Origin of the sequence: Pseudomonas iridis (assembly GCF_017980685.1) — a bacterium.
Lineage (GTDB): Bacteria > Pseudomonadota > Gammaproteobacteria > Pseudomonadales > Pseudomonadaceae > Aquipseudomonas > Aquipseudomonas iridis.
Genome location: NZ_JACXXO010000001.1, coordinates 280,601 through 307,076 on the forward strand (window position 1 = coordinate 280,601; position 26,476 = coordinate 307,076).

The window sequence follows — 26,476 nt, forward strand, 5'->3', positions numbered from 1 at the left end:
CAGCTCCTACAGGGGATCTAGGTTTGGCGGTAGGGCAAGGCTGTTTTTGCTTCCTCGGCATAGGCCAGAACGCCAGCGCGTTCCTGTTTCAGGAAATCCTTCACCGCGGCTTTCAATCCGGGATGGCGCAGGTAATGCCATGAATGCGTGATCACCGGTTCAAAGCCACGAATCAGTTTGTGCTCGCCCTGAGCACCGGCATCGAATCGCTGATAACCCTGGGCAATCGCGTAGTCCATGCCCTGATAAAAACAGGTTTCGAAGTGCAGCCGATCAAACTCGGCCAGACAGCCCCAATAACGTCCGTAAAAACTGTCGCCCCCCACCAGACTGAACGCCATGGCCACCGGCCGTGAGCCCTGTTTGGCCAGCACTACGCGAATCGCTTCGGGCATGCGCTCGGCCAACAGACTGAAAAACTCCCGGGTCAGATACGGCGTTTGCCGACGCACCGCGTAGGTATTGGCGTAGCAGGCGTAGACGAAATCCCACTGCGCCTCGTCCAGCGCTCCTCCCTCCAGCCATTCAAACTCGAAGCCCTGCCCCGCCACTTGCTCGCGTTCCTTGCGCATCTGTTTGCGCTTGCGCGAAGCGAGCACGTCGAGGAAATCCTGAAAGTCGCGATAGCCGCGATTCTGCCAGTGATACTGACAGCCAATGCGCTGCAACCAGCCCGGCTGTTCGGCCATGGCGGCGTCGGTGAACGCATCGGTGAAATTGATGTGGGCACTGGAAAGCGCTTCTATTTCCAGATAACCGGGCAGGCTCTTGAGCAGCTCGAAACCGTCCTCGACCCTGGCGGCCAGCAGCCTCGGCCCACTGACGGGACTGAACGGCACCGCCGTCAAAAGCTTGGGGTAGTAATCGATTCCGGCGCGGGCACAGGCATCGGCCCAGCCATGATCGAACACGTACTCGCCGTAGGAATGCCACTTGCGATAACTGGGCAGCGCCGCGACCAGCCGATCGTCTTCGATATGCAGCAAATGCTCCGGCTGCCAACCGGAGTGGGGGCCGACGCTGCCGCTGTCTTCCAATGCACTGAGAAACGCATGGCGCAGAAAGGGCTGATTGTCCGGCACCAGTGCATCCCAGGCATGTGAGGAAATTTCTGACAGGTTTTGCAGACGTTGCAACGGCATCAACAAGCTCTCCACAACAGGACTCCAGCGCCCGGCGAGTATCGCCGATTGCGCCGCAATGCACACCCGCAATCGGCCGACAGCGCTCTAGATCAATAGTTCGCGATCGACGCACACGGTCATCATCTTGCCATCACTGTGCCACCGCACTGTCATAAACCATCGCGATACTGGCGCCTGTTTTTAGAGCGCCGGGTTCTAACCCGGACACTGTTTTCCGACCTCGATTGTCGGTTGTGCCCAGGATGGTCAAGCCATCCCCTCTCATCTTCGGAGATTGCTATGCGTCTTGCTTCCACGAAAACTGCGGCGGCCCTTTGCGGTGGCTTGTTGCTGGCCATGAGCGTTCCGGCCAGTGCTGCAGTCGACGCCAAACTGCTCGACATGCTCAAGGCTAACGGTTCGATTTCCCAGGCGCAGTACATTGAACTGCAAACTGAACTGGCCAAGGATCAGAAGGCTCAGCAAATCGCGCAGCAAGCGCAGCAAGAGACCAACGAACAAGTCGCGGCTGTCGCGAAAAAGACCAATGAACAAAGCGCTTTCGACCAGAAACTGGCGTGGGCGGCGAAGACTCAGTTCAAGGGCGACGTGCGCATCCGTCAGGAAACCATCAAGATCGATGGCGAACCGAACAACGGCGGCCGCGACAAGGATCGTCAGCGCATCCGTGCCCGTCTGGGTGCCTACACCGAGATCAACCCGCAAGTGGACACCGGTATCCGTATCGCCACCGGCGGCGGCGACGATGCCCGTTCGACCAACCAGGATCAGGACAACTACTTCGACAAGAAGCAGATCTGGCTCGACCTGGGTTACATCGATTACCACCCCGATCAAATCAAGAACCTGCACGTGATCGGCGGCAAGATGCTGCAACCGTGGGTGAGCATGGGCGACGTGATCTGGGATGGCGACATCAACCCTGAAGGTCTGGCCGTTACTTACAAATACCCGCTGGGCAGCAGCGCCGAACTGTTCGGCAGCCTGGGTAACTACAACCTCAAGGACAACGTCGATGGTGACGGCGTGCAATTTCGTCACGACCTGCGCCTGACCGCCGGCCAACTGGGTAGCCGCTTCAATATCACCGACAACCTGAAGCTGACCTTGGGCGGCAGTGTCTACGCTTACCAGAACGACGAGGACAGCCGTTGCACCGGCACTTCCACACCGTGCGCCCTGGCGGTCAACGGCAACTCGGCAAACAACGAGTTCCGCCTGTACGAAGGTTTCAGCCAGGTCGACATCGGCGGTCTGCCAATGCCGCTGTCGTTCTACGGCCAATACGTGAAGAACAACGATGCCGTGACCGATCAGGACACTGCCTGGCTGCTCGGCGCCAAGTCGAAGGTCTTTGGTTTCAACCTCGACTACAACTATCGTGACGTGCAGCGCAACGCTGTGGTCGGCGCCTTCACCGACTCCGACTTTGCCAACGGCACCACAGGTTCGCGTGGTCACAAGTTCAAGGTCGGTTACGACATCGACAAAAACTTCGCTGTCGGCGCGACGTACTTCCTGACCAAGGCAGACTTCGCCAGCCGTACCCAGCGTGATGCAGATACCAACACCCTGCAGCTGGATGCGGAAGCCAAGTTCTAAACAGCAGCAATCAATAGCCTGACGTGGGCGGGACGATCCCCATCATCCGTTCGTTTCACCCACGCGGGGCTATTTCAGAATGCGCCCCCCCCTGCGGCAGCTCCTACAGAGGCTTGTCTTCCCGTCGTTGCTCGGCCAGGCGTTCGGCCAGCGCATCGACACCCTCTTCGGGTTTTTCCGGCATCGCTTTCAGCGTCGCTTGCATCAAACGCATCTGGCGAATGAAACGCCGGCAATTGCGGCAGAACATCAGGTGATGACGCACCATCAGTTTTTCTCGAAAGCTGAGTTGGCCATCGAGATAATCGCTGGATCGTGCCACTTGCTCCTTGCAGGTCAACATTCTCCTGTCTCCTCAAAATGTTCCACGGTCGCGAAGACCTTTAAACGTGCCCGATGCAGCAGCACGCGGACATTGGAGAGCGATATCTCCAGAAGATTACAGATCTCTTCCAGTTCCAGCCCCTGACGTTCGCGCAACAACAGCACACTGCTTTGCAGTTCCGACAGGCTCAGCAGCGTGTGCTCCAGGCATTCGCGCAGTTCGCTTTCGGTCAGCAACGCTTCGGGCGTGTCTTGGTGCCAGGCAAACGGTGCGACCAACCAATGGCCGTCGCCGGGAGAAAAACGATCATCGTCTATCGTGCCGTGGGGCGACGGCAAGTCATCCATCAGCACTTCGCGACGGTTGAGTTTATAGCGACTCTTGGCAGAGTTGGCGGTGATGGTCAGCAGCCAGGTCTTGAGACTGGAACGGCCTTCGAAACTGCCGATGTGGCGCACCACTGACAGCCAGGCGTCCTGCACCACTTCTTCGACGTGGCGCTGACCGACGATTGCATATGCGACGGCGCGCATGGCGCTGTGGTAGGTGGTGACCAGTTCCTTGAAAGCCTGTTGCTCGCCTGCAAGCAAACGCGCGAGCAGTTGGGTGTCGTCAGCCGCCATCCATCAATCTCCTTGTTCCGACTTCGAAAATGATTGCGGCAGGACTCGCTCAAAGCGTCTCCTGCCGCCATTTCCGAAAACTACAGCGTTCCAGCCGATTCGGATGTAGGAAAGATCGGCGCGATTATGAGGAAATTAAACCAATTTTCAACGCTTGCGCAGAATCACGCTACCGATCGAATAGCCTGCACCGAACGAACTCAGCACCGCCAGCGAACCGCTCGCCAGATCATCCTGATACTTGTGGAAAGCAATCACCGAGCCCGCCGAGCTGGTGTTGGCGTAGGTGTCGAGAATCACCGGCGCTTCTTCTTCGGTCGCTTCGCGACCCAGCAACTTGCGCACGATCAGGTGGTTCATGCTCAGGTTGGCCTGGTGCAGCCAGAAGCGCTTAACGTCGCCGACGTTGAGCTGGTTCTCTTGCAGATGCTCGCCGATCAGTTCGGCAACCATCGGGCAAACATCCTTGAATACCTTGCGGCCTTCCTGCACGAACAGCTTGTCGCGGGCACCGATGCCCTCTTCCGCCGCACGGTTGAGGAAGCCGAAGTTGTTGCGGATGTTGTTGGAGAACTTTGTCAGCAGTTTGGTGCTGACCACGTCGAACTGGTGCTTGGACGTCGCCAGATCGGCGCGTTCGATGATCACCGCAGTCGCGGCGTCACCGAAGATGAAGTGGCTGTCACGGTCACGGAAGTTCAGGTGCCCGGTGCAGACTTCCGGGTTGACCATCAGGATCGCCCGGGCCTGGCCCAGTTGCACGCTGTTGGTCGCTGCCTGAATGCCGAAGGTCGCCGAGGAACAGGCCACGTTCATGTCGAAACCGAAACCTTGAATGCCCAGCGCTTCCTGGACTTCGATGGCGATGGCCGGGTAGGCGCGTTGCAGGTTGGAGCAGGCAACGATGACACCGTCGATGTCAGCGGCAGTTTTGCCGGCACGTTGCAGGGCCTGTTCGGCAGCACCGATGGCCATCTGGCAGAGCACCGACCATTCGTCGTTGGACCGCTCCGGCAGGCGCGGGGCCATGCGTTGCGGATCAAGAATGCCGTCCTTGTCCATGACAAAACGGCTTTTGATGCCCGAGGCTTTTTCGATGAACGGTGCGCTGGATTCAGTCAGTGCCTGGACTTCGCCGCTGGCGATGGCCTCGGCGTTGTCCGCGTTGAACTGTGCGACGTAGGTATTGAAAGACTGCACCAGCTCTTCGTTGGAGATGCTGTTGGCCGGGGTATACAGGCCGGTGCCGCTGATGACGACGTTATGCATGGTCGTTTCTCTAATCTGTTCAGGCAGAAAGTGCTGGAACCGTCGTACCAACACACAAAGGGTCTATTCCCATCCGGGGGACGCAAACCTGGCATCGCTTTATTCCGCTCCGGGACACGGCCGAAGGCTCTGGGTCGCGAACGCGGCGTTTATGGTCGCGAAGTTTGCCATAAACCCAAGGTTTTGGCCCCTTTCTCACGCACAACCCAAATCCCGACGTGGGAGCGAGCCTGCTCGCGAAGGCGGTGTGTCAGTCACCGCGATGGTGTCTGATACAGCGCTTTCGCGAGCAGGCTCGCTCCCACAGTGGGATTGCGTAGGGAGCAAGATCAGGGCTCGACCTGAGTCCACTGCTTGTTCAGGCGTTTGTCGGAGATCGGCACTTTCGTCCCCAACTGCTGGGCGAACAGCGAAACCCGATACTCCTCCAGCCACCAGCGGTACAACTCAAGCTGCGGATCGCGTTTGCCTTCCTGGGCGTGCTTGGCGGCGCGAGTCTGGTATTGCGCCCAGAGGCCAGCGAGTTCACCGCTCCAGACCCGATCCTTCTGCACCTGCGCGCCGAGTTTCTCGAAACGCTGCTCGACAGCTTTCAGGTAACGCGGCAACTCCTTGAGCCACTGCATGGGCGTTTCCCGGACAAAGCCCGGATAGACCAGATTACTGATCTGCTGCTTGATGTCATTGAGCGCCACGGCTTGGGCGAGGTCGATCTTGCCCTTGAAGCGCTTTTGCAGACCGTGCCAGATCTTCAGGATCTCCAGCGTCAGCCGCGCCACACGCTCGGCGTGTTCAGTCCAGCTGCTGCGCTTGCGCTCGGCCAATGCCGCCAGCCCTGCGCCGTCACGGGGCAACGGGTCTTCGCCCTCCAGAATGCAGCTGTCGAGGCTGGCCAGCAAAATGTCTTCAACCAAGGCATCGACCCGACCCAGATCGCGGTAGAGCAAACCCAGTTCGGTCTGCCCCGGCAACTTGCCACGCAGGAATTTGGCCGGCTCGGCCAATTGCTGCATCAACAAGCGCTGCAATGCACGACGATGCTGAAACTCGGCTTCGGCCGGCGTCGAGAATCGTCCTTCCTTGACCGTACCGCCCTCTTCCACCAGCGCCGGATACACCGTCATCGACAATCCGGCGATCTTCTGCTGAGTTTTTTCTGCCACCGGGGCGAAGACTTTCGCCTCCACCGGTTGCTGACTTTTAGCGCTCTGCGGCACGGCCAGTGCGGCCTGACTGGCTTGGGCAAAACGCGCGGTCAGCTCGGCCAGATCTCGTCCTTCGCCAAGAAACTTGCCTTGGCCGTCGACGATTTCCAGGTTCATCCGCAGATGCCCTTCGACCCCTTGCTCGGCCTCTGCCCAGGCCTCATCGCTGACCCGTGCGCCGGTCATGCGCAACAGCTCACGGCCCAGAGCTTGCGGCAGCGAACCTTCGGCGAAGGTCATGCGTTGCAACGCAGCCTTGATGAAGTCCGGCACCGGCACGAAATTCTTGCGCAGCGCTTTCGGCAGGTTACGCACGAGGGCGATGCACTTGGCCTCGATCAACCCCGGCACCAGCCATTCCAGACGCTCCGGCGGCAACATCGGCAACAGCGGCGCCGGCACACGCAAGGTCACGCCGTCACGCGGATGATTGGGTTCAAAATGATAGGTCAGGGCCAGCTCCAGATCACCGATGTGCAGGGTGTCCGGGTAATCCCGTGCGGTGACTTCACTGGCCTCGCGGGCCAGCACGTCTTCTTCACGCATGATCAACAGCTGCGGATCTTTCTGGCTGTTGATGCGATACCAACTGTCGAAGGTCGCCGTCTGGTGAATCTCTGCCGGCAAGCGTGCATCGTAGAAGGCGTACAGGGTTTCTTCGTCGGCGAGAATGTCGCGACGACGGGCCTTGGCTTCGAGTTCGTCGAGCTGTTCCAGTAGCTTCTGGTTAGCGGACAGGCACTTGGCTCTGGATTGAATCTCGCCGCGCACCAGACCTTCACGGATAAACAATTCACGCGAGACCACCGGGTCTACCGGACCGTAGTGCACCGGCCGGCGGCCAACCACGATCAGGCCGAACAGGGTGATCTGCTCGAACGCCACGACCTGGCCGCGCTTCTTCTCCCAGTGCGGTTCGAAGTGGTTTTTCTTGATCAGATGCCCGGCCAGCGGCTCGATCCAGTCGGCGTCGATCTTGGCGACCATGCGTGCGTAAAGCTTGGTGGTCTCCACCAGTTCGGCGGTCATCAGCCATTGCGGGCGCTTCTTGCCGATGCCTGACGACGGATGAATCCAGAAGCGTCGTTGACGCGCGCCAAGGTAATCGCCGTCCTCGGTTTTCTGGCCGATCTGGCTGAGCAGCCCCACCAGCACCGCTTTGTGCAGTTTCTGATAATCCGCCGGCTCTTTGTTCAGGCTCAGCTGCATGTCGCGGCAGATCAGGCTCAACTGACGATGGGAGTCGCGCCACTCGCGCAAACGCAAGTAATTGAGGAAGTTCTTGCGACACCAATTGCGCAGCGGACTGGCCGTGAGCGCCTGGCGCTGCTCTTCAAAACCACGCCACAGATTGACCAGCCCGGCGAAGTCCGAGTCGATATCCTTCCATTGCGCGTGGGCCTGATCGGCGGCTTGCTGACGCTCCGGCGGACGCTCGCGCGGGTCCTGAATCGACATGGCACTGGCGACGATCAGCACTTCCTGCAGACTGCCAAGCTTGGCCGCTTCGAGCAGCATACGCCCCATGCGCGGGTCCACCGGCAGGCGCGCCAATTGGCGGCCGAGCGGGGTCAACTGGCTGTTGCGATCGACCGCCGAGAGTTCTTGCAGCAGATTGAAACCGTCACTGATCGCCTTGCCGTCCGGCGGCTCGATGAACGGGAACGCGGTGATTTCGCCGAGGCGCAGATGGAGCATCTGCAAAATCACCGCCGCGAGGTTGGTGCGCAGAATTTCCGGATCGGTAAATTCCGGGCGGCCGATGAAGTCTTCTTCGCTGTAGAGGCGGATGCAAATGCCCGGCTCGACCCGGCCGCAGCGACCTTTACGCTGGTTGGCACTGGCCTGGGAAATTGCTTCGATCGGCAGGCGCTGGACCTTGGCGCGATAGCTGTAGCGGCTGATGCGCGCGGTGCCGCTGTCGATCACGTAACGGATGCCCGGCACGGTCAGCGAGGTTTCGGCAACGTTGGTCGCCAGCACCACACGACGGCCCGGGTGCGACTGGAAAATCCGCTGCTGCTCGGCCGGTGACAGACGCGCATACAGCGGCAGAATTTCGGTGTGCTTGATCTGCGCCTTGCGCAGCATATCGGCGGCGTCGCGAATCTCCCGTTCGCCGGGCAGGAACACCAAAACATCACCGGGGCTGCGGCGTTCGCTGCGCTCATAAGCGGCGATTTCGTCGAGGGTGGCGAGGATCGCCTGATCCACGGTCAAGTCATCTTCGACACGGTTGCCCTCTTCGTCCTGCTCCAGGGTCAGCGGGCGATACCAGGTGTCGACCGGGAAGGTTCGGCCGGACACCTCGACAATCGGTGCATCGTCGAAATGCCTGGAGAAACGTTCCAGATCGATGGTTGCCGAGGTGATGATGACTTTCAGATCCGGGCGACGCGGCAGCAGGGTTTTCAGGTAACCGAGCAGAAAATCGATGTTGAGGCTGCGTTCGTGGGCTTCGTCGACGATGATCGTGTCGTAGCGCTCGAGGTAGCGGTCGTTCTGGGTTTCCGCCAGCAGGATGCCGTCGGTCATCAGTTTGATCAGGGTGTTGGAGTCGCTCTGATCTTCAAAACGCACCTGATAGCCGACCAGCGAGCCGAGCGGCGCCCCGAGTTCTTCGGCGACGCGGCTGGCGACGCTGCGCGCAGCGATCCGGCGCGGCTGGGTGTGGCCGATCAGACCGTGTTGACCCCGACCGATTTCCAGGCAGATTTTCGGCAACTGGGTGGTTTTACCCGAGCCGGTTTCACCCGCGATGATCAGGACCTGATGCTGCTCCAGTGCCTTCTTGATTTCGTCACGCTTGGCCGCAATCGGCAGGCTGTCGTCGTAACGAATGACCGGCAGGCTGGCCTTTCGCGCCAGCACCTGATCACAAGACGCCTGCATGCGCGTCACCCATTGGGCCAGCTTGGCCTCATCGGGATTCTTGCGCAGCTCAAGCAACTGCCGCCGCAGCCGGTGGCGGTCGGCGAGCATGGCGTGATCGAGATTTTTCAACAGTTTGTCGATGGAGGGCGATTCGTCGGTCATCGGGTACGCAATTCGGTCGTCTATTTATGCAGGGGGCGGATTGTCGCAGATTTGGCGGATTTGTGGCGTGTCAGGGGGATTGCTGCCCCTCACCCTAGCCCTCTCCCGAGGGAGAGGGGACCGATCGAGTCAACTTTGCCAGCTCCGCCGACCTGAACGAGCTTCACCGAATCCATAATCGCCAAGGTCTCTCAGGTCGATGGATAACGCCAGACAACTCGGTCAGCTCCCTCTCCCTCCGGGAGAGGGCTGGGGTGAGGGGCTTTTTTGGGTTCACTCGTTGTCCAGGCCTTTACGCCGATACGGGAAAACATCAATCACTTTGCCGGCGCGAATCGCGTCCTGCAGGCTTTTCCAGTAATCGGCGTTGTACAACTCGCCATGCAACTGATCGAACAACTTGCGTTGCCCCGAATCAGCAAACAGGAACGGCGGAAACTCCTCGGGAAACACATCCAGCGGCCCGATCGAATACCACGGCTCCGACGCCATTTCATCCTCCGGTGTGCGCGGTTGCGGGATGTGGCGGAAGTTGGCTTCGGTCAGAAAACAGATCTCGTCGTAGTCATAAAACACCACCCGCCCGTGACGGGTGACGCCGAAGTTCTTCAACAACATGTCGCCGGGAAAGATGTTCGCCGCCGCCAGTTGCTTGATCGCGAGCCCGTAATCTTCCAGCGCTTCATGCACCTGCGCATCGTTGGCGTTTTCCAGATAAAGGTTGAGCGGGGTCATCCGCCGTTCCGTCCAGCAGTGGCGGATCAGCACCGTGTCGCCTTCGACCGACACCGTAGACGGCGCGACCTCCAGTAATTCCTCGAGGCACGCCGGCTCGAATTTGCTCAGCGGAAAACGGAAGTCGGCGAATTCCTGGGTATCGGCCATGCGCCCTACCCGGTCGACGCTTTTCACCAGTCGATACTTCTCGATGACCGTGGCACGGTCGACGTTTTTCGACGGTGAAAACCGGTCCTTGATGATCTTGAATACGGTGTTGAAGCCCGGCAGGGTAAACACGCTCATGACCATGCCACGCACGCCCGGCGCCATGATGAACTGGTCATCGGTGTTGGCCAGGTGATTGATCAGCGCCCGATAGAACTCGGACTTGCCGTGCTTGTAAAAGCCAATCGAGGTATACAACTCGGCGATGTGTTTGCCCGGCAAAATTCGCCGCAGAAAACCGATGAACTCGGCCGGCACCGGCACATCCACCATGAAATACGAGCGGGTGAAAGAGAAGATGATCGACACATCGGCTTCGTCGGTGATCAGCGCATCGATCTGAATCCCGCGCCCTTCGCGGTGCAGCAGCGGAATCACCAGCGGCCATTGCTCATCGCGGGTGTAAATGCGCCCGACCAGGTACGCGCCCTTGTTGCGGTACAGCACCGAGGAAAACAGCTCGACGCTCAGTTCCGGGTCTTTGCACACCCAGTCCGGGAGGTTTTCACGCAACTGCGCTTCGAGACGGCGCAGGTCGCCGGGCAAATCGGCGTAATCCTCGCTGAAACGGTAGTCGGCAAAAATGCTCGCGAGCATCCCCGACAATTGCCCCTGCGGCTTGTACGTGCGGGTTTGCGCAGCCCGCGCTCGGCGCAGGCTCGGGCGGGTGGTGTGGATGAACATGCAGCCGTCGCTGATCAGGTCATGGCTGAACAGCCCGCAGAAAATCGAGTTGTACCAGGTCTCCGACAGTTCATCGTCGAAGCGCAGGTCGATGACGCTGATGTAGGCGCTTTTCACCAGCGGCCAGCAGCTGACATTCATCAGCGTTTCGTCGTCGAAGTATTCGCGCAGCCGGGCGATGGTTTCGCCGACTTTTTCCTCATAGAGGTTGATTCGCGCCGCCGACGCCGTTTGCGTCTCCTGCCAGCGCGCCTGCTCGAATCGCTCCCGGGCGCCATCGGTGATGCGGCGGAAATGCTCGCGGTAGTCATCAAAGCCATCGAGGATCATGCGGGCGATGTCGGTGGCGGGCCATTGCTGCGGCATAGATGAAACCTCTGCGTGCATTCGTGATGCCTGAGCTTAGCCACGGAACAGGCATGAGGAGAAGTGCAATTTCGGCCAAAACCGAAGCGCAGACGTACGGCGTGGCATTTTTTGCCAGGCATTCCTGCCGGGGACATTTAAATGCCCGATTAGCGGTTGCCATCGTCAGGAGGCTCGGCAACACTCTCGTCCCGATCAAGCAAGGAGCCCGCCGTGAGCCCTGTCGATATTTTCCGTATGTTGTCGCTGGCTGCCATCTGGGGTGCGAGTTTTCTGTTCATGCGCATTATTGCGCCAGTGATCGGCACCATTCCGACGGCGTTTTTTCGTGTGTCGATCGCTGCCGTCGGCCTGCTGGTGATCCTCGGTCTGATGCGCATTAGCTGGGATTTCAAGGGCAAGCTGAAAACCCTGATGCTGCTCGGCGTGATCAACTCGGGGATACCGGCGACGCTGTATTCGGTCGCGGCTCAAGTGCTGCCAGCCGGTTATTCGGCGATCTTCAACGCCACCACGCCATTGATGGGTGTGTTGATCGGCGGGTTGTTCTTCAGCGAGAAACTCACCACGGCCAAACTGGCGGGCGTGTTTCTCGGATTGTTCGGTGTGGGCGTGCTGACGCGCGCCGGTCCCGTGGCCTTCGATATGCAATTGCTGCTGGGCGCCCTCGCCTGCCTGCTCGCGACCACTTGTTACGGTTTTGCCGGATTTCTTGCACGGCGCTGGCTGGATCAGGCCGGCGGGTTGGACAGTCGTCTGTCAGCCGTGGGCAGCATGCTCGGCGCGACACTGTTCCTGCTGCCGCTGTTCGGTTACAGCGTGGTAACTCAACCGCCAGCGAGTTGGGGCGGCTGGGATGTCTGGCTGTCGCTGCTCGGTTTGGGCCTGGGCTGCACCGCGTTCGCCTACATTATTTACTTCCGCCTGCTCAGCTCCATCGGCCCGGTCAAATCGATGACCGTGACCTTCATGATTCCGCCGTTCGGGGTGTTATGGGGGGCGTTGTTGCTGGATGAGCCGTTGTCGATGGCTCACGTGTACGGCGGGGTGTTGATTGCGTTGGCGTTGTGGCTGGTGTTGAAGCCGGCGGTGGTGAAAAAACTGTAGGTGCCATCGCTGGCTGCGATCTTTTGACTTTAAAGATCAGGATCAAAAGATCGCAGCCTGCGGCAGCGCCTACAGGGGTCGCGTCATCGGGTTTTGCGGAACACGAAGGCCAACCCGACAATGATCAACAGCATCCCCAGCACGCTCAATGCCGCCAGGCGATTACCGAAAATCAGGTAGTCCATCACCGCCGTCACCGCTGGCACCAGATAGAACAGACTGGTGACATTCACCAGATTCCCCCTGGCGATCAGGCGATACAGTAGAAGCGTCGCCAGTACCGATACCACCAGCCCCATCCACAACACCGGCACGATGAAACCCGCACTGTGTTCGAAATGAAACGGCTGGAACGGCACAAAGATCCCGCACAACAACAGCCCGGCCAGGTACTGCACCGGCAGCGTGCCGAGGGGATTTTCGGTGATGCGTTTCTGCATGATCGACCCCAGCGTCATGCTCCCCAGCGCCAGCAGACCAAACATCATCCCCGCCCACGACATGCCGGCCAGACCGATGCCCTGGTAAACCACCATGATCAGGCCCGCCAAGCCGAGCGCCAGCCCGAACAGCCGGCTCGCCGAGCGCTGCCGCTCCATTAATACCACCGTCAGAATCGGCTGCACGCCCATGATGGTCGCCATCACACCCGGGGTGATTTGGGTGTTCAGTGCCAGCAGATAGAAAATCTGATAAGCCCCCAACAACACCACCCCCGTGGCGATCGCAAACAGCATCGGCCTGCCGCCCTTGGGCAGTTTCAGCAATGGAATCAGCAGCACCAGCCCGCACAGGGCGATGGCAAAGCGAATGAACAGGAAGGCAAAGGGTGACGCGTGGGCCAGCCCCCATTTGGAGAAGATCGCCCCGCTGCTCCACAGCAGAACGAACAGGCACGTGGACAGCGCCGCAAGCGCGGACTTTTTCGAAAGGACAAACATGAATACCACCTGTAGTCAGGCAAATAGCCAACTCAGCCGAAGCTGAAATTCAGTAGGTTTTTTCAGGCGGGCGCAGGGGTCAGCAAAAAATGCCGATCAGCCCGAAACACCAACGCCCGGCGGTGGCGGCGCAACTGCGCGCTCCGGCGTGCTACTGACAGGTGGAGGGTAATGACTGATCTGCTTTGGCTGCTGATTCCCGCACGGCAAGACGCCAGCGTTGACCGCTGAATCGACTACCGCGTTGATGAGGGATGCAGGCATTGGGGCTGATCTTCTTGGGATAGAGGTGTGAGTCGTATGGCTCACGAGGGCCGACTATAACCATCGCGGGACATGGATTGCAATGATTTGACCAAAGGGCCAGCAGCGACGGACGGGGTCAGGTGAATAGGCTTTCGAGGCCGGCTAAACCCGTCGACGCAAGCCATCGCTCAGCGCAGGAGGCAAAGTGAGCAAATCGACGAAGAAGCCTTCCCGCGGAAAAATCGCTCCCAACGGCAGAAAGCCCGGTGGCGTAGCACTGACCGCCAGCCCTGCAGTTACTTGTAATAGGCACTGAAACCGAAGAGCCAAACTTACTCGCCGCTGGCCGCCTGTAAATTTTTCACAGGCATAAAAAACCGCTCACAAGGAGCGGTTTTTTTTACTTCTGTAGTCCAGCCTCAACCAAACAACCAATACCCCAACAACGTCAGCACAACTACCGCCAGCACCGGACGCATCACCCGGTAAGCCTTCGGATTACGGCGCTTCCACTGTTTGACCACGCCGCTGAACCGGTCACTGAAGTTCTTGCTCCAGGCATAGGCCTGGTTGATCCCGCCGACGCGTTCATCGTCAAGGTTCTGCGGTGCGGTGGCGCGGCCGAGCCAGCCGCTGATGAAGCGGTTGATGCGGGTCATGAGGCGATTGCTCAGTGGACGTTCGACGTCGCAGAACAGGATGACGCGGGTCTTGTCGGTTTCGTTCTTGACCCAGTGCACATAGGTCTCATCGAACATCACGTCTTCACCGTCGCGCCACGCGTAGACCTGGCCGTCGACGAAGATCCGGCAATCATCGGAATTGGGCGTCGACAAGCCCAAGTGATAACGCAAGGAGCCGGCAAACGGATCGCGGTGCGGATTGAGGTGACTGCCGCCGGGCAGCAACGCAAACATCGCGCCTTTGACGTTGGGAATGGCACTGACCAACGCCACGGTTTTCGGGCACAGGGTCTCGGCCGATGGCAGCGGTTTGTCGTACCACTTGAGGTAGAAACGCTTCCAGCCCTTCTTGAAGAACGAGCCAAACCCGGCATCGTTGTTCTTCTCAGCCGCGCGGATATACCCCTCATCGAACAGGTGCATGGCTTCGTCGCGGATGGTTTCCCAGTTGTCGCGCAGTACGTCCAGTTCCGGAAACTTGCTGCGATCCAGATACGGCTTGGAGGGTACGCCGGAGAACAGGTACATCAAGGCGTTGTAAGGCGCGAACAGTGCCGAGTGGTTGACGAACTGGCGCAGCACCGGCAAGCGCGCTTTACCGCGCAGATGCACATAGAGGATGCTGCCGACAAACAGCAGCAGCACCGACACCTTGGCGGCTAACGAATAGGTCATCAACGACTCCTTGAATAAAAACAACGCTGCACAATGCCCTTTACCCGGCATGGCAGCCGGCCATGATAAACACTACCGGCCTGAGGCAAAACCCGTTCAACCTAAAATTCAGTGTTAAGGATTGCGTAACAAAGCATTTATTAACATAAGGGTCCTGAACCTTGGCTGATCCAAGTCAGACTTGCGCGCCCAAGGTCACAACAGGATCAAAAGATCGACGTCGCCTGGCGATCTTTTACTTGCCTGGTTACTGCTGATTCTCCTGCTCGGTGAACAGATCGCTGAACAGCATGCTCGACAGATAACGCTCACCCGAATCCGGCAGGATCACAACGATCGTCTTGCCCTGCATTTCCGGCGTCTCCGCCAAGCGAACCGCCACGGCCATCGCCGCGCCGCAAGAGATGCCGCACAAGATCCCTTCTTCCTGCATCAGACGCAGCGCCATGGCCTTCGACTCTTCGTCGGTCACCAGTTCGACGCGGTCGACCATCGACAAATCCAGATTCTTCGGCACAAAACCGGCACCGATGCCCTGAATCTTGTGCGGGCTCGGCTTGATCTCTTCACCGGCCAGCGCCTGGGTAATCACCGGCGAGGCCACAGGTTCCACCGCCACCGAAGTGATCGGTTTGCCCTGGGTATTCTTGATATACCGCGAAACGCCGGTAATGGTTCCGCCGGTACCTACACCAGCCACCAGCACGTCAACGGCGCCATCGGTGTCGTTCCAGATTTCCGGGCCGGTGGTTTTTTCATGGATGGCCGGGTTGGCCGGATTATCGAACTGCGCCGGCATGAAGTATTTGTCGGCATCGCTGGCAACAATCTCCGACGCCTTTTCGATCGCGCCTTTCATGCCTTTGGCCGGCTCGGTCAACACCAGTTCGGCGCCCAGCGCTTTCAGAACCTTGCGGCGCTCGATACTCATCGACGCCGGCATGGTCAGCATCAACTTGTAACCACGGGCGGCAGCCACGAAGGCCAGGCCAATGCCGGTGTTGCCCGACGTCGGCTCGACGATGGTCATGCCCGGCTTGAGTTTGCCGCTGCTTTCGGCGTCCCAGATCATGTTGGCGCCGATCCGGCACTTGACCGAATAACCGGGATTGCGCCCCTCGATCTTGGCCAGGATGGTCACACCGCGGGGCGCGATGCGGTTGATCTGCACCAACGGCGTATTGCCGATGGAATGGGCATTGTCAGCAAAGATACGGCTCATGGCTGGGTCCTTATGCAGCATTGAATTTAGCGCTCCAAGGTATGCCTGTTGCCCATCACAGTCCAGTCGGGTCGAACGTCTGTCGACGTGCGCAGTCAATCGCTTTATATCGTTCGGGAATCGTCACCATGAAGCGTCGTTACAGCTGGCCGTTATGGGCCTTCGCCACCGTCATTGTGTTACTGGTCGCCTTGCACATCGCCCTGCCCTACCTGGTGCGCGACTATCTGAATGACAAACTGGCGGACATGGGTGATTACCGTGGCCAGGTGACCGATGTTGACCTGGCGCTGTGGCGCGGCGCTTACAAAATCAACGGCCTGAAAATCGTCAAAGTCGACGGTAAGGTACCCGTGCCGTTCGTCAATGCCCCCGTGATTGATCTGGCGGTGAGCTGGCACTCGTTGTGGTACGACCATGCGGTGGTGGGCGAAGTGCAGTTCTTCAATCCCGAAATCAACTTTGTCGACGGCGGCGCCAACAAGCAGAACTCCCAGACCGGTCAAGGTACTGACTGGCGCGAGCAATTGGGCAAACTCCTGCCGATTACCCTCAACGAAGTGCGCATCAGCGACGGGAAAATCACGTTCCGCAACTTCAACTCCAAACCGCCCGTGAACATGAATGCAACCAACGTCGATGCCAGCATCTACAACCTGACCAACGTGGTCGACACCGAAGGCAAACGCGATGCGCGTTTCGAGGGCAAAGCCTTGTTGCTCGGCCATGCCCCTCTGGAAACCACGGCGACCTTCGATCCGCTGAGCAACTTCGAAGACTTCGAGTTTCGACTTCGCGCAAAAGACATCGAGCTCAAGCGCATGAATGACTTCGCTTCCGCCTATGGCAAGTTCGATTTCAACGCCGGCCATGGTGACGTGGTGATCGAAGCAAAAGCCGAAAAAGCCAAAGTCACCGGTTACATCAAACCGCTGCTGCGCGACGTCGATGTGTTCGACTGGCAACAAGACGTCGAGAACAAGAACAAAGGACTGTTCCGCTCGGTCTGGGAAGCACTGGTCGGCGGTACCGAAACCGTGTTGAAGAACCAGGTCAAAAACCAGTTCGCTACTCGCGTAGAACTGAGTGGCAATGTTCATCAGCAAAATATCAACGCGTTCGAAGCGTTTTTGCAGATTTTGCGCAATGGATTTGTTCAGGCGTTCAATGCTCGCTATGAGCGACCGAAGCCGGATGAGGGCTGAGTCAACATGTGACGCCCCATTCAGAGACTGAATAAGCCGTCTGCGTTCACAGTCGACCGGGCTGCGCGTTATAGTCGGGGCATCCGATTATTTCGCCCCCGCCCTGCCCGTTCAGGTCGGCGTTACCGTTCGAGGATTAGCAGATGAAGTTCGAAGGCACCCAGGCCTACGTTGCCACCGATGACCTGAAGCTGGCAGTCAACGCCGCCATCACCCTGGAGCGGCCGCTGTTGGTCAAGGGGGAGCCGGGTACCGGCAAGACCATGCTCGCCGAGCAACTGGCCGAATCGTTCAACGCCAAGTTGATCACCTGGCACATCAAGTCCACCACCAAGGCCCACCAGGGTCTGTACGAGTACGACGCGGTCAGCCGTCTGCGCGACTCGCAGCTGGGCACGGAAAAAGTCCACGATGTGCGCAACTACTTGAAGAAAGGCAAGCTCTGGGAAGCCTTCGAGTCCGAAGAGCGGGTGATTCTGCTGATCGACGAAATCGACAAGGCCGACATCGAGTTCCCGAACGACCTGCTGCAAGAACTCGACAAGATGGAGTTCTACGTTTACGAGATCGACGAGACGATCAAGGCCAAGAAACGCCCGATCATCATCATTACTTCCAACAACGAGAAAGAGTTGCCAGACGCCTTCCTGCGTCGCTGCTTCTTCCACTACATCGCCTTTCCCGACCGCACCACCCTGCAGAAAATCGTCGATGTGCATTACCCGGACATCAAGAAGGATCTGGTCAGCGAAGCGCTGGACGTGTTCTTCGACGTGCGCAAGGTGCCGGGCCTGAAGAAGAAGCCATCGACTTCGGAACTGGTCGACTGGCTGAAGCTGCTGATGGCCGACAACATCGGCGAAGCAGTGCTGCGTGAACGCGATCCGACCAAAGCGATCCCGCCGCTGGCAGGCGCGCTGGTCAAGAACGAACAGGACGTGCAACTGCTTGAGCGCCTGGCGTTCATGAGCCGTCGCGGCACCCGCTAAGAGGCTGATGCCATGTTGCTCAACCTGTTCAACGAAATGCGTGCAGCCAAGGTGCCGGTATCGGTACGCGAGCTGCTCGACCTGATCAACGCGCTGAAACAGCGCGTCACGTTCGCCGACATGGACGAGTTCTACTACTTGTCACGTGCGATTCTGGTGAAGGACGAACGGCATTTCGACAAGTTCGACCGTGCGTTCGGCGCTTACTTCAATGGTCTGGAAAAGCTCGACGATCACCTGCAGGCGCTGATTCCCGAAGACTGGCTGCGCAAGGAGTTCGAGCGTTCGCTGAGCGACGAGGAACGTGCGCAAATCCAGTCCCTGGGTGGCCTGGACAAGTTGATCGAAGAATTCAAAAAGCGCCTGGAAGAACAGAAGGAACGCCACGCCGGTGGCAATAAATGGATCGGCACTGGCGGCACCAGTCCGTTCGGCTCCGGCGGGTTCAACCCGGAAGGCATTCGGGTCGGCGATGCCGGCAAGCGCCAGGGCAAAGCGGTGAAAGTCTGGGATCAACGCGAATACAAAAACCTCGACGACTCGGTGGAACTGGGCACCCGCAACATCAAGGTTGCCCTGCGTCGCCTGCGTAAATTCGCCCGCCAAGGCGCCGCAGAAGAGCTGGATATCGACGGCACCATCGACCACACAGCCAAGGATGCCGGTCTGCTGAACATCCAGATGCGTCCGGAACGCCGCAACACGGTGAAGCTGTTGCTGCTGTTCGACATCGGCGGCTCGATGGATGCGCATGTGAAGATCTGCGAGGAACTGTTCTCGGCCTGCAAGACCGAGTTCAAGCATCTGGAGTATTTCTACTTCCACAACTTCGTGTACGAGTCGGTGTGGAAAAACAACATGCGCCGTACTTCCGAGCGCACTTCAACCCAGGACCTGCTGCACAAGTACGGTGCCGACTACAAAGTGATCTTCATCGGTGACGCCGCCATGGCGCCTTATGAAATCACCCAGGCCGGCGGCAGCGTCGAGCACTGGAACGAAGAGCCGGGATACGTGTGGATGCAGCGGTTCATGGCGAAGTACAAGAAGCTCATCTGGATCAACCCGTATCCGAAAGATACGTGGGGGTATACCTCGTCGACCAATATCGTCAGGGATTTGATCGAGGACCAGATGTATCCGCTGACCCTTCGCGGGCTGGAAGAAGGGATGCGGTTTCTTTCCAAATAATTTGGGTTGTCAGTGATGGCCCCTTCGCGAGCAGGCTCGCTCCCACAGGTGCACATAAAGTTTGTGTACAACCAGGAACACTGTGGGAGCGAGCCTGCTCGCGAAGCTTTTAGCTATTCAGAAAGCGCTGCAAATACTCGACATGTTCGCGGTGCGCAACTTCCTGCACCACCGGCCTCAACCGCACCTGCGCCCCAGGCAGGCGCTGTGCCAATCTCGCCACCGCCAACGGCGTCAACGCCCCCAGCCGCGGATAGCCGCCAATGGTCTGCCGGTCATTGAGCAACACAATCGGCTGCCCGTCCGGCGGCACCTGCACCGCGCCCAGCGCAATGCCCTCGGAAATCATCGGCAACCCTTGATATTGCAACGCCTTGCCTAACAGGCGAATACCCATGCGATCGGCGCGACTGTCGAGCGTCCAGGCGCTGTTGAACACGTCAAACAGACTCTGCCCGCTGAACTGACCGATTTGCGCACCGAGCACCAGATCCAGCGGCTCATTCGAGCGCAGGTCCGGTTGCCGCTGATGCGTTACTTCGCGCAGTTGAGCGGCTTCGCCGTGATAGCTCAGCATCGAGCCTTTGGCCAAGGGCAAGCCCATGCCATCAAGTCCGCCAAGCTCTTCGCGCACCACCGTTGCACTGCTGCCCAATACCTTTGGCGCGTCGAAGCCACCGGGCGCCGCCAGATAAGCCCGGGCACCGAGCAATGGCTGGGTGAACTGCAATGTCTGCCCTTTGCTCAATTTGAAACTGCGCCACGGCGCCAACGCCTGGCCGTCGATCAGCGCCCCAAGATCAGCCCCGGCCAGCGCCAGCAAGCAGTCCTCTTCGGCCACCACCGTAAACCCGCCCAAGGTGATTTCGATGACCGGCACATCCAGTCCATTACCCAGCAACCAGTTGGCCCAACCCATCGAACACCAATCCGCCGCGCCGCCCTGAGTCACGCCCAGATGCCGCACGCCAAAGCGCCCGGCGTCCTGCAACAGGCACAGCGGTGTGCTGGTTTCAATCGTCAGTCGGCTCATGTCAGCGCCTCCAGCGGCGTGTCATCTCCGCCCAGGTTGATGAACTCGGCATGACTGACCGCTTCGAACCGCACCGTGTCACCAGGCTGCATCAGGCTGTAGCCGTCAAGATTGCGATCAAAGAGCTTCGTCGGAGTGCGACCGATCAGGTTCCAGCCACCGGGCGATACGACGGGGTAAGCGGCAGTTTGCCGCTCGGCAATACCGACGCTGCCAGCCGCAACTTTCTTGCGCGGGGTATTCAGACGCGGCGCTGCCAGAACTTCTTCGACCAGCCCCATGAAAGCAAAACCCGGCGCAAAACCGAGGGCGAACACCTGGTATTCCCTGGCACTGTGGCGACGAATCACCTCCTCCACGGCCAGACCGCTGCGCTCGGCGAGCAAGCTCAGCTCGGGGCCGACACTCAGGTCGTACCAGACCGGCAACACGTGGCACTGGCCGACGGTTCGCGCATCTGGCGACATATCGATCAACGCCTCAGCGATCAATTCCCGCGCCTGCTTCGGACTCAACGATGTCAAATCGTAATGCACCATCAATGTGGTGTAGGACGGCACCAGGTCAATCAGCTGCGCGCCGAACACCTCACGCAACCGCACGCTGGCCGCGAGCATCCACGGCATGTTGGCTTCGGCGATTTCATCGAACAGGCGCAGCATCAGGCAATCCAGCGCCACCACTTCAATCCGTGGATTCATGGCGCGCTCTGCTGATTCAAAGCCTCACGGATGCGCTGCACGGCAGCCACCGAACTGGCGTTATCGCCGTGCACGCACAGGGTGTTGGCCTGCAAATGCAATGCACTGCCATCGCTGGCAGTGAGCGCGTCACCACGAGCGATGATCAAGGCTTGCTCGATGATTTTTTGCGGGTCGTGATGCACAGCGCCCGGCTGGTGCCGCGAGACCAGTCGGCCGGCGCTGTCGTAGGCGCGGTCGGCGAAGGCTTCGAACCACAGGGTCACGCCGTACTCGTCACCCAGATGCTGCGCCGCCGCATTGTCGCGGGTCGCCATGAGCATTAGCGGCAATGCGCGATCGTAGGCGGCAACGGCCTGAATCACTGCGCGCAACTGCGCAGGGTTGGCCATCATGTCGTTGTACATCGCGCCATGGGGTTTGACGTAACTGACCCGCGCGCCCTGGGCTCGGCAGATGCCGTCGAGGGCGCCAATCTGGTAATGCAGGATGTCTTGCAACTCTTGCGCGGAATAGGCCATGGAGCGGCGACCGAATCCGACCAGATCCTGATACGCAGGGTGCGCGCCAATCTGCACGCCGTGGCTGAGCGCACGGCTGACTGTTTTACGCATGATGCCCGGATCGCCGGCATGGAAACCGCAGGCCACGTTGGCGCAATCGATGAAGGGCATGACCTCGTCATCCAGACCCATGGTCCAGCTGCCGAAGCTCTCGCCAATGTCGCAGTTCAATAACAGGCGGCTCACGGTAAACACTCCTGTAGCGTCTTGTCTTTCTATCCGTAGGACAAAGCCCGTTGGGCAATGCCCCGCAGGTTATCAGTTACTGCGCGTCCAGTTGCTTGCCGCGAGTCTCCGGCAGGCTCAACGCCGCGAGAATCACCACGCCGTACGACACCGCGGCAAAGGCCCCAATGCCCACGCTCAATGGCACTTTCTCGCTGAGCAGACCGATAAACAGCGGAAACAGTGCCGCCAGTGCCCGGCCGATGTTGTAGCAGAAACCTTGGCCTGAACCACGAATTCGCGTGGGGAACAGCTCAGTGAGAAACGCGCCCATGCCACTGAAAATCCCCGAAGCAAAGAACCCCAACGGAAAGCCCAGCCACAGCATCACGCCGTTGCTCACTGGCAATTGCGTGTACAGCAGAACGATGGTGAACGAACCGACGGCGAAGAGGATGAAGTTCTTCTTGCGACCCAACAGGTCGGTCAGATAGGCGCTGATCACATAGCCGACATAAGAGCCGACGATGACCATCGCCAGATAACCGCCCGTGCCGAGCACACTCAAGCCACGCTCGTTTTTCAGGAAGGTCGGCAGCCAGGAAGTGATCGCGTAGTAGCCGCCCAGCGCACCGGTGGTCAGCAACGACGCACGGATTGTGGTGAAGAGCATGCCGGGGGCGAATATCTCGTAGAACTTCGCCTGATTTTCCGGAGTTTGCGCAGCCTTGGCCTCGCGATAGATCTCCGGGTCTTTGACCAGACGCCGCACGAAAATCACGAAAATCGCCGGAACAATGCCGAGGATGAACAGCGCCCGCCAGGCGTCTTCCGGCGGCAATACCGAAAACAGCAGCGCATACAGAATCGCGGTCAGGCCCCAGCCCAACGCCCAACCGGATTGCACCATGCCGACTGCTTTGCCGCGATCCTTGGCGCGGATCACCTCGCCGATCAGCACTGCGCCTGCGGTCCATTCACCGCCGAAACCGAAGCCCATCAGGGTGCGAGCGATCAGCAGTTGTTCGTAGTTTTGCGCGAAGCCGCACAGGAAGGTGAAGAAGGCAAACCACAGCACGGTCAGTTGCAGCGTGCGCACGCGACCGATGCGGTCGGAGAGAATGCCGGCGACCCAACCGCCAATGGCCGAGGCGATCAAGGTGCTGGTGTGAATCAGTCCCGCTTCACCGGTCGTGATGCCCCACATCGCGATCAGGGTCGGCACGACGAAACTGAGCATCTGCGTGTCCATGCCGTCCAGACCGTAGCCGATCTTGCAGCTCCAGAACGTGCGGCGCTCCTGTTGGTTGATGTTGCGATACCAGTCGAACGGCCCCGGACGCGCCGATGGCTTGGATAGATCGATAGTGTCGGGAGCACTCATGGCAAATCTCCGCAGGTTTTTTATTGGTCTTGTTCGCAGCCCCGACGACGCCTATCGTGGGAACCGGATGCGCCGATTTTTCGTCTCGTAGCCCTGCTGCGTCCAACGAATAAAACCCCGCCTTAGGCATAAGAAAAACTTGTCACCCGAGCCTTGCCCATGAACCTGAAGTTTCTCGAGACCTTTGTCTGGGTCGCCCGGCTGAAGAGTTTTCGTCTGACCGCCGACAAGCTGTTCACCACCCAGGCGTCTATTTCCAGCCGCATCGCGGTGCTTGAAGGCGAACTCGGTGTGAAGCTGTTTTTGCGTGATTCGCGTGGCGTGAGTCTGACGCCCGAAGGCTTGAAAGTGCTGGACTATGCCGAGCAGATGCTCGACACCATGCAGGCACTGAAGCAATCGATCGAGACCCGTTCGAGCAAAGTCGGCCGTGTGCGTATCGGTGTCATGGACACGGTGATTCACACCTGGCTGAGCCCGTTGGTGGCGCAGATGACCGAGCTGTATCCGCGAGTTGAAATCGAGTTGGTGGCGGATACGTCGCTCAATCTCTGCGATCAGCTGCAAAAAGGTTTTCTCGATCTCATCCTGCAAACAGACCTGGTGCGCCATGAAAGCGTGCGCAGTCTGGAACTGGCCAGCCATCCGCTGGGCTGGATCGTCGCCAGCAATTCGATCTACAACCGCGAGTACGCCGATCTCGCCGAACTGGCACAGGAGCGGATCATCACCTACTCGAAAAACTCGCGACCGCATCAAGACATTCTGGCGCTGATGCAGGCCAGCGGCGTGTTGGCGCCGCGCTTGAACTGCGTGAATTCGGTGTCGGCGATTACCCGGTTACTGCGTGACGGGTTTGGCATTGGTGCGCTGCCACCGGTGCTGGTGGCCGAAGAGTTGGCGCGGGGTGAACTGACCTTGCTCGCCATTGATCAGTGCCCACCGAATTTGCAGGTGGTGGTGTCGTGGCGGGTGGGTGTGGAGTGGGTCGAGGAGATTGTGACGTTGTGTCAGCAGGTGTTGGCGGGGTATGCGCGCAAGGTGGGCACGGGTTATATCGAGCTGCCCTTTTAAAAATCAAAAGATCGCAGCCTGCGGCAGCTCCTACAGAGATCAGTGTAGGAGCTGCCGCAGGCTGCGATCTTTTGATCTTGAGCTTTTACAGGCCGCGCACGTCCCGGTCTTCGATCGGCCGGCTCTGGCGCAGGCGCCTGCCGCCCAGCACCACCCAGTCGATCAGCCGGAACAGGCATTCGATGCCGAACGACAGCAATAACGCCCCGCTCATGCCCCAGATCATGGCTTCCGGCGTCAGCAGAATCTGATAGCTGTAGCCATTCCAGGTTTCCTTGCGAATATCCGGATCGGCGGCCAGCACCACTTGCAGGAAGCGGATGTACCAAGGGCCCTGCATCGCCTGGAATTGCTTATCCAGTGCAATCTGACGGTTGAGCATAGTGCTCAGGCTGTCGGCATCGCTGCGAAACACAGGGTCTTCACTGGCGCGGTAATGCGCGACCAGCGCCTGAATGTCGCCCTTGAAGAACTGCTCGGCAGTGCCCTGAAACCCGCGCAGACCGGTCTGCGCCTCGATCAGATGCGCCTCGACCCGCTTCGCGTAATCGTTGATGAATCCCGGCACCTGGACACCGATCAACAGGCCCGCCGCAAACAACACCAGCCGTAGATAACTGAGCAACATGGAGTGCAATCCTTATTCGGTCTTGCCCTGACTTACGCATTCGCCGCGTCGCCACAGGCTCCATTGGCCCGGTTCGTAGCGGGTCCAGGTTTCGTTTTCGGTCAACGGTTCAGTCGCAATGACCGTCACCACATCGTTTGGCGTGGTTTCGGCCTGAAAATCTACGATCACGTCGACATCCTTGAGCCGCGCCGGACCGAACGGTGCGCGCCGGGTGATCTGTGCCAGTTTGGTCGTGCAATAGCAGAACAGCCAGTCGCCGTCGCTGAGCATGCAGTTGAACACGCCTTTGCTGCGGTATTCGGCGCACGCGGCGACCAGATCCGGCAGCAGCACTTCTATATCGACCGGCTCGGGAAATGCTGCACGCACGCGGTTGAGCAAATCGCAGAACGCCGCTTCGCTGTCGGTATCTCCGACCGGGCGGTAGAAACTTTTGATCGGGGTGAAGTCGGCGAGTTGGCCGTTGTGCGCGAAGCACCAGTTGCGCCCCCACAGTTCGCGGACGAACGGGTGGGTGTTGGACAGGCAGACCTTGCCGACATTGGCCTGACGGATGTGGCCAATGACCACTTCACTCTTGATCGGATAGCGCTGAACCAGGTTGGCGACTTCCGACTCGCAACTCGCCGCCGGATCCTGGAACAGCCGCAGACCGCGGCCTTCATAGAACGCAATGCCCCAACCGTCGCGGTGCGGGCCGGTGCGACCGCCGCGCTGCATCAGCCCGGTGAAGCTGAAGACGATATCGGTCGGCACGTTGGCACTCATGCCCAGTAATTCACACATGTGCGGACTCTCGGGATTACAGCCGCGGCTCGACCCGCATGCGCTGCGGATTGTTCGGTACCGGCGGGCGACCGTAGCGGTCGTCTCCGGCGCCGCCGAATGGTTGATCATCGTCACGATCGTCGGCGCGGGCGGCGGCTTTGGCAGCTTCAGCCTGTTCGCGGCGAGTTCTGGACGCGCGCTCGATCGGCAAGCGGATCAGCACGTAAATCAGGTAGATGCCGAAGGCAATCATGCCGTACATGAACAGATCGGAGACCGCCCGCCAGGCGTTGTTGCCCACCTTGAACGCCAGATCCAGCGCAGTGATGGCGATGGCCGGGGCGACCATTTCCTTCACCGGATCAACGATAGTCGGGCTGAACAGCAACACTGCCATCAGTACACGAAGTGGCTCGCGCAACCAGCGCCACATCCAGCGGGTCAGGCGCATCCATACCAACAGGCAGCCTACAGCGGCAAAGCCGTAGAGGCCCCAGGCGATCAGATAGTCGTTCTCGGTCATGGTGTCCATGGCAAGGCAGGCAAAGAGGCGCTTATAGTAACGACTTTTCGCCCGCCAGGCTTGTCACAATAGACACACAACCTGTGAGAGCGAGCCTGCTCGCGAATACGGACGGTCAGTTGAAACATCATTATCTGACCCACCGCTTTCGCGAGCAGGCTCGCTCCTACAGAGG

At 59.2% G+C, this 26,476-nt stretch carries 23 protein-coding genes; 6 read left to right on the forward strand and 17 right to left on the reverse strand.

Annotation, left to right across the window (positions count from 1 at the left end):
* Positions 1-17 precede the first annotated feature (17 nt).
* Complete coding sequence (locus tag IEQ42_RS01255) at positions 18-1,142, reverse strand: GNAT family N-acetyltransferase (RefSeq protein WP_210702305.1); 1,125 nt, start codon at positions 1,140-1,142, stop codon at positions 18-20.
* Between the two features lie 282 nt (positions 1,143-1,424).
* Between IEQ42_RS01255 and IEQ42_RS01260 the strand changes: the two genes are divergently transcribed.
* Positions 1,425-2,747, forward strand: coding sequence for a putative porin (locus tag IEQ42_RS01260; RefSeq protein ID WP_210702306.1), 1,323 nt, complete (start codon positions 1,425-1,427; stop codon positions 2,745-2,747).
* 103 nt (positions 2,748-2,850) lie between these two features.
* Here the strand turns inward: IEQ42_RS01260 and IEQ42_RS01265 are convergent, their stop codons facing one another.
* The 5 genes from IEQ42_RS01265 to aceK form a co-directional block, all read right to left on the reverse strand.
* Entirely contained in the window at positions 2,851-3,090 is a 240-nt protein-coding gene (locus tag IEQ42_RS01265) for an anti-sigma factor family protein (RefSeq protein ID WP_210702307.1), read from the reverse strand.
* Positions 3,084-3,695: an RNA polymerase sigma factor gene (locus IEQ42_RS01270; protein WP_210702308.1), complete on the reverse strand. Its 612-nt coding sequence runs from the start codon at positions 3,693-3,695 to the stop codon at positions 3,084-3,086. Before IEQ42_RS01270 ends, IEQ42_RS01265 begins: the two co-directional genes overlap by 7 nt.
* A gap of 147 nt (positions 3,696-3,842) precedes the next feature.
* Positions 3,843-4,964, reverse strand: coding sequence for a beta-ketoacyl-ACP synthase III (locus IEQ42_RS01275; RefSeq protein WP_210702309.1), 1,122 nt, complete (start codon positions 4,962-4,964; stop codon positions 3,843-3,845).
* Positions 4,965-5,293: 329 nt separating this feature from the next.
* Positions 5,294-9,205, reverse strand: a complete 3,912-nt coding sequence (hrpA, locus tag IEQ42_RS01280) for an ATP-dependent RNA helicase HrpA (protein WP_210702310.1) — start codon at positions 9,203-9,205, stop codon at positions 5,294-5,296.
* A gap of 273 nt (positions 9,206-9,478) precedes the next feature.
* Positions 9,479-11,200, reverse strand: coding sequence for a bifunctional isocitrate dehydrogenase kinase/phosphatase (gene aceK, locus IEQ42_RS01285; RefSeq protein WP_210702311.1), 1,722 nt, complete (start codon positions 11,198-11,200; stop codon positions 9,479-9,481).
* A gap of 213 nt (positions 11,201-11,413) precedes the next feature.
* On the opposite strand from aceK, the gene IEQ42_RS01290 reads away from it, so the two are divergent.
* Positions 11,414-12,307 carry a DMT family transporter gene (locus IEQ42_RS01290; RefSeq protein ID WP_210702312.1) on the forward strand — a complete coding sequence of 298 codons (894 nt, stop codon included), beginning with the start codon at positions 11,414-11,416 and terminating at the stop codon, positions 12,305-12,307.
* 83 nt (positions 12,308-12,390) lie between these two features.
* Here IEQ42_RS01290 and IEQ42_RS01295 read toward each other — a convergent pair whose 3' ends face one another.
* The 4 genes from IEQ42_RS01295 to cysK form a co-directional block, all read right to left on the reverse strand.
* Positions 12,391-13,248: a DMT family transporter gene (locus IEQ42_RS01295; protein WP_210702313.1), complete on the reverse strand. Its 858-nt coding sequence runs from the start codon at positions 13,246-13,248 to the stop codon at positions 12,391-12,393.
* A gap of 96 nt (positions 13,249-13,344) precedes the next feature.
* A complete protein-coding gene (locus IEQ42_RS01300; protein WP_210702314.1) occupies positions 13,345-13,512 on the reverse strand; it encodes a hypothetical protein in 168 nt (55 codons plus the stop codon).
* A gap of 401 nt (positions 13,513-13,913) precedes the next feature.
* On the reverse strand, positions 13,914-14,852 hold the full coding sequence (locus IEQ42_RS01305) for an aspartyl/asparaginyl beta-hydroxylase domain-containing protein (RefSeq protein WP_210702315.1): 939 nt from the start codon (positions 14,850-14,852) through the stop codon (positions 13,914-13,916).
* A gap of 247 nt (positions 14,853-15,099) precedes the next feature.
* Positions 15,100-16,074 carry a cysteine synthase A gene (gene cysK / locus IEQ42_RS01310; protein ID WP_042558111.1) on the reverse strand — a complete coding sequence of 325 codons (975 nt, stop codon included), beginning with the start codon at positions 16,072-16,074 and terminating at the stop codon, positions 15,100-15,102.
* Positions 16,075-16,202: 128 nt separating this feature from the next.
* On the opposite strand from cysK, the gene IEQ42_RS01315 reads away from it, so the two are divergent.
* From IEQ42_RS01315 to IEQ42_RS01325, 3 genes are all read left to right on the forward strand, one after another.
* Positions 16,203-17,279: a DUF748 domain-containing protein gene (locus tag IEQ42_RS01315; RefSeq protein ID WP_042558110.1), complete on the forward strand. Its 1,077-nt coding sequence runs from the start codon at positions 16,203-16,205 to the stop codon at positions 17,277-17,279.
* A 143-nt stretch (positions 17,280-17,422) separates the two neighbouring features.
* Complete coding sequence (locus IEQ42_RS01320; protein WP_042558109.1) at positions 17,423-18,268, forward strand: AAA family ATPase; 846 nt, start codon at positions 17,423-17,425, stop codon at positions 18,266-18,268.
* Positions 18,269-18,280: 12 nt separating this feature from the next.
* Positions 18,281-19,459: a vWA domain-containing protein gene (locus IEQ42_RS01325; RefSeq protein WP_042558108.1), complete on the forward strand. Its 1,179-nt coding sequence runs from the start codon at positions 18,281-18,283 to the stop codon at positions 19,457-19,459.
* 109 nt (positions 19,460-19,568) lie between these two features.
* Here the strand turns inward: IEQ42_RS01325 and IEQ42_RS01330 are convergent, their stop codons facing one another.
* The 4 genes from IEQ42_RS01330 to IEQ42_RS01345 all read right to left on the reverse strand — a co-directional run bounded on the left by IEQ42_RS01330 (position 19,569) and on the right by IEQ42_RS01345 (position 23,305).
* Positions 19,569-20,492, reverse strand: coding sequence for a 5-oxoprolinase subunit C family protein (locus tag IEQ42_RS01330; protein ID WP_210702316.1), 924 nt, complete (start codon positions 20,490-20,492; stop codon positions 19,569-19,571).
* A complete protein-coding gene (pxpB, locus tag IEQ42_RS01335; RefSeq protein ID WP_210702317.1) occupies positions 20,489-21,193 on the reverse strand; it encodes a 5-oxoprolinase subunit PxpB in 705 nt (234 codons plus the stop codon). The genes IEQ42_RS01330 and pxpB overlap by 4 nt, the downstream gene beginning before the upstream one ends.
* On the reverse strand, positions 21,190-21,942 hold the full coding sequence (locus tag IEQ42_RS01340; RefSeq protein WP_210702318.1) for a 5-oxoprolinase subunit PxpA: 753 nt from the start codon (positions 21,940-21,942) through the stop codon (positions 21,190-21,192). The genes pxpB and IEQ42_RS01340 overlap by 4 nt, the downstream gene beginning before the upstream one ends.
* Before the next feature lie 76 nt (positions 21,943-22,018).
* Complete coding sequence (locus IEQ42_RS01345) at positions 22,019-23,305, reverse strand: MFS transporter (protein WP_210702319.1); 1,287 nt, start codon at positions 23,303-23,305, stop codon at positions 22,019-22,021.
* A 159-nt stretch (positions 23,306-23,464) separates the two neighbouring features.
* Between IEQ42_RS01345 and IEQ42_RS01350 the strand changes: the two genes are divergently transcribed.
* Positions 23,465-24,379, forward strand: a complete 915-nt coding sequence (locus IEQ42_RS01350; RefSeq protein ID WP_210702320.1) for a LysR family transcriptional regulator — start codon at positions 23,465-23,467, stop codon at positions 24,377-24,379.
* An 85-nt stretch (positions 24,380-24,464) separates the two neighbouring features.
* On the opposite strand, the gene IEQ42_RS01355 is transcribed toward IEQ42_RS01350, so the two are convergent.
* The 3 genes from IEQ42_RS01355 to IEQ42_RS01365 are packed head-to-tail and all read right to left on the reverse strand — an operon-like array spanning position 24,465 to position 26,310.
* Entirely contained in the window at positions 24,465-25,007 is a 543-nt protein-coding gene (locus IEQ42_RS01355; RefSeq protein WP_115147718.1) for a DUF2937 family protein, read from the reverse strand.
* 12 nt (positions 25,008-25,019) lie between these two features.
* Positions 25,020-25,796, reverse strand: coding sequence for a class II glutamine amidotransferase (locus IEQ42_RS01360; RefSeq protein WP_042558101.1), 777 nt, complete (start codon positions 25,794-25,796; stop codon positions 25,020-25,022).
* Between the two features lie 16 nt (positions 25,797-25,812).
* Positions 25,813-26,310, reverse strand: coding sequence for an MFS transporter (locus IEQ42_RS01365; RefSeq protein WP_210702321.1), 498 nt, complete (start codon positions 26,308-26,310; stop codon positions 25,813-25,815).
* Between the last annotated feature and the right edge of the window lie 166 nt (positions 26,311-26,476).

Coding starts and splice junctions, on each gene's coding strand:
- IEQ42_RS01330 (WP_210702316.1), bottom strand. CDS start 20,492: ATGAGCCGACTGACGATTGAAACCAGCACACCGCTGTGCCTGTTGCAG.
- IEQ42_RS01320 (WP_042558109.1), top strand. CDS start 17,423: ATGAAGTTCGAAGGCACCCAGGCCTACGTTGCCACCGATGACCTGAAG.
- IEQ42_RS01275 (WP_210702309.1), bottom strand. CDS start 4,964: ATGCATAACGTCGTCATCAGCGGCACCGGCCTGTATACCCCGGCCAAC.
- aceK (WP_210702311.1), bottom strand. CDS start 11,200: ATGCCGCAGCAATGGCCCGCCACCGACATCGCCCGCATGATCCTCGAT.
- IEQ42_RS01355 (WP_115147718.1), bottom strand. CDS start 25,007: ATGTTGCTCAGTTATCTACGGCTGGTGTTGTTTGCGGCGGGCCTGTTG.
- IEQ42_RS01325 (WP_042558108.1), top strand. CDS start 18,281: ATGTTGCTCAACCTGTTCAACGAAATGCGTGCAGCCAAGGTGCCGGTA.
- hrpA (WP_210702310.1), bottom strand. CDS start 9,205: ATGACCGACGAATCGCCCTCCATCGACAAACTGTTGAAAAATCTCGAT.
- cysK (WP_042558111.1), bottom strand. CDS start 16,074: ATGAGCCGTATCTTTGCTGACAATGCCCATTCCATCGGCAATACGCCG.
- IEQ42_RS01260 (WP_210702306.1), top strand. CDS start 1,425: ATGCGTCTTGCTTCCACGAAAACTGCGGCGGCCCTTTGCGGTGGCTTG.
- IEQ42_RS01295 (WP_210702313.1), bottom strand. CDS start 13,248: ATGTTTGTCCTTTCGAAAAAGTCCGCGCTTGCGGCGCTGTCCACGTGC.
- IEQ42_RS01315 (WP_042558110.1), top strand. CDS start 16,203: ATGAAGCGTCGTTACAGCTGGCCGTTATGGGCCTTCGCCACCGTCATT.
- IEQ42_RS01365 (WP_210702321.1), bottom strand. CDS start 26,310: ATGGACACCATGACCGAGAACGACTATCTGATCGCCTGGGGCCTCTAC.
- IEQ42_RS01305 (WP_210702315.1), bottom strand. CDS start 14,852: ATGACCTATTCGTTAGCCGCCAAGGTGTCGGTGCTGCTGCTGTTTGTC.
- IEQ42_RS01300 (WP_210702314.1), bottom strand. CDS start 13,512: ATGCCTGCATCCCTCATCAACGCGGTAGTCGATTCAGCGGTCAACGCT.
- IEQ42_RS01270 (WP_210702308.1), bottom strand. CDS start 3,695: ATGGCGGCTGACGACACCCAACTGCTCGCGCGTTTGCTTGCAGGCGAG.
- IEQ42_RS01265 (WP_210702307.1), bottom strand. CDS start 3,090: ATGTTGACCTGCAAGGAGCAAGTGGCACGATCCAGCGATTATCTCGAT.
- IEQ42_RS01345 (WP_210702319.1), bottom strand. CDS start 23,305: ATGAGTGCTCCCGACACTATCGATCTATCCAAGCCATCGGCGCGTCCG.
- IEQ42_RS01255 (WP_210702305.1), bottom strand. CDS start 1,142: ATGCCGTTGCAACGTCTGCAAAACCTGTCAGAAATTTCCTCACATGCC.
- IEQ42_RS01360 (WP_042558101.1), bottom strand. CDS start 25,796: ATGTGTGAATTACTGGGCATGAGTGCCAACGTGCCGACCGATATCGTC.
- IEQ42_RS01350 (WP_210702320.1), top strand. CDS start 23,465: ATGAACCTGAAGTTTCTCGAGACCTTTGTCTGGGTCGCCCGGCTGAAG.
- pxpB (WP_210702317.1), bottom strand. CDS start 21,193: ATGAATCCACGGATTGAAGTGGTGGCGCTGGATTGCCTGATGCTGCGC.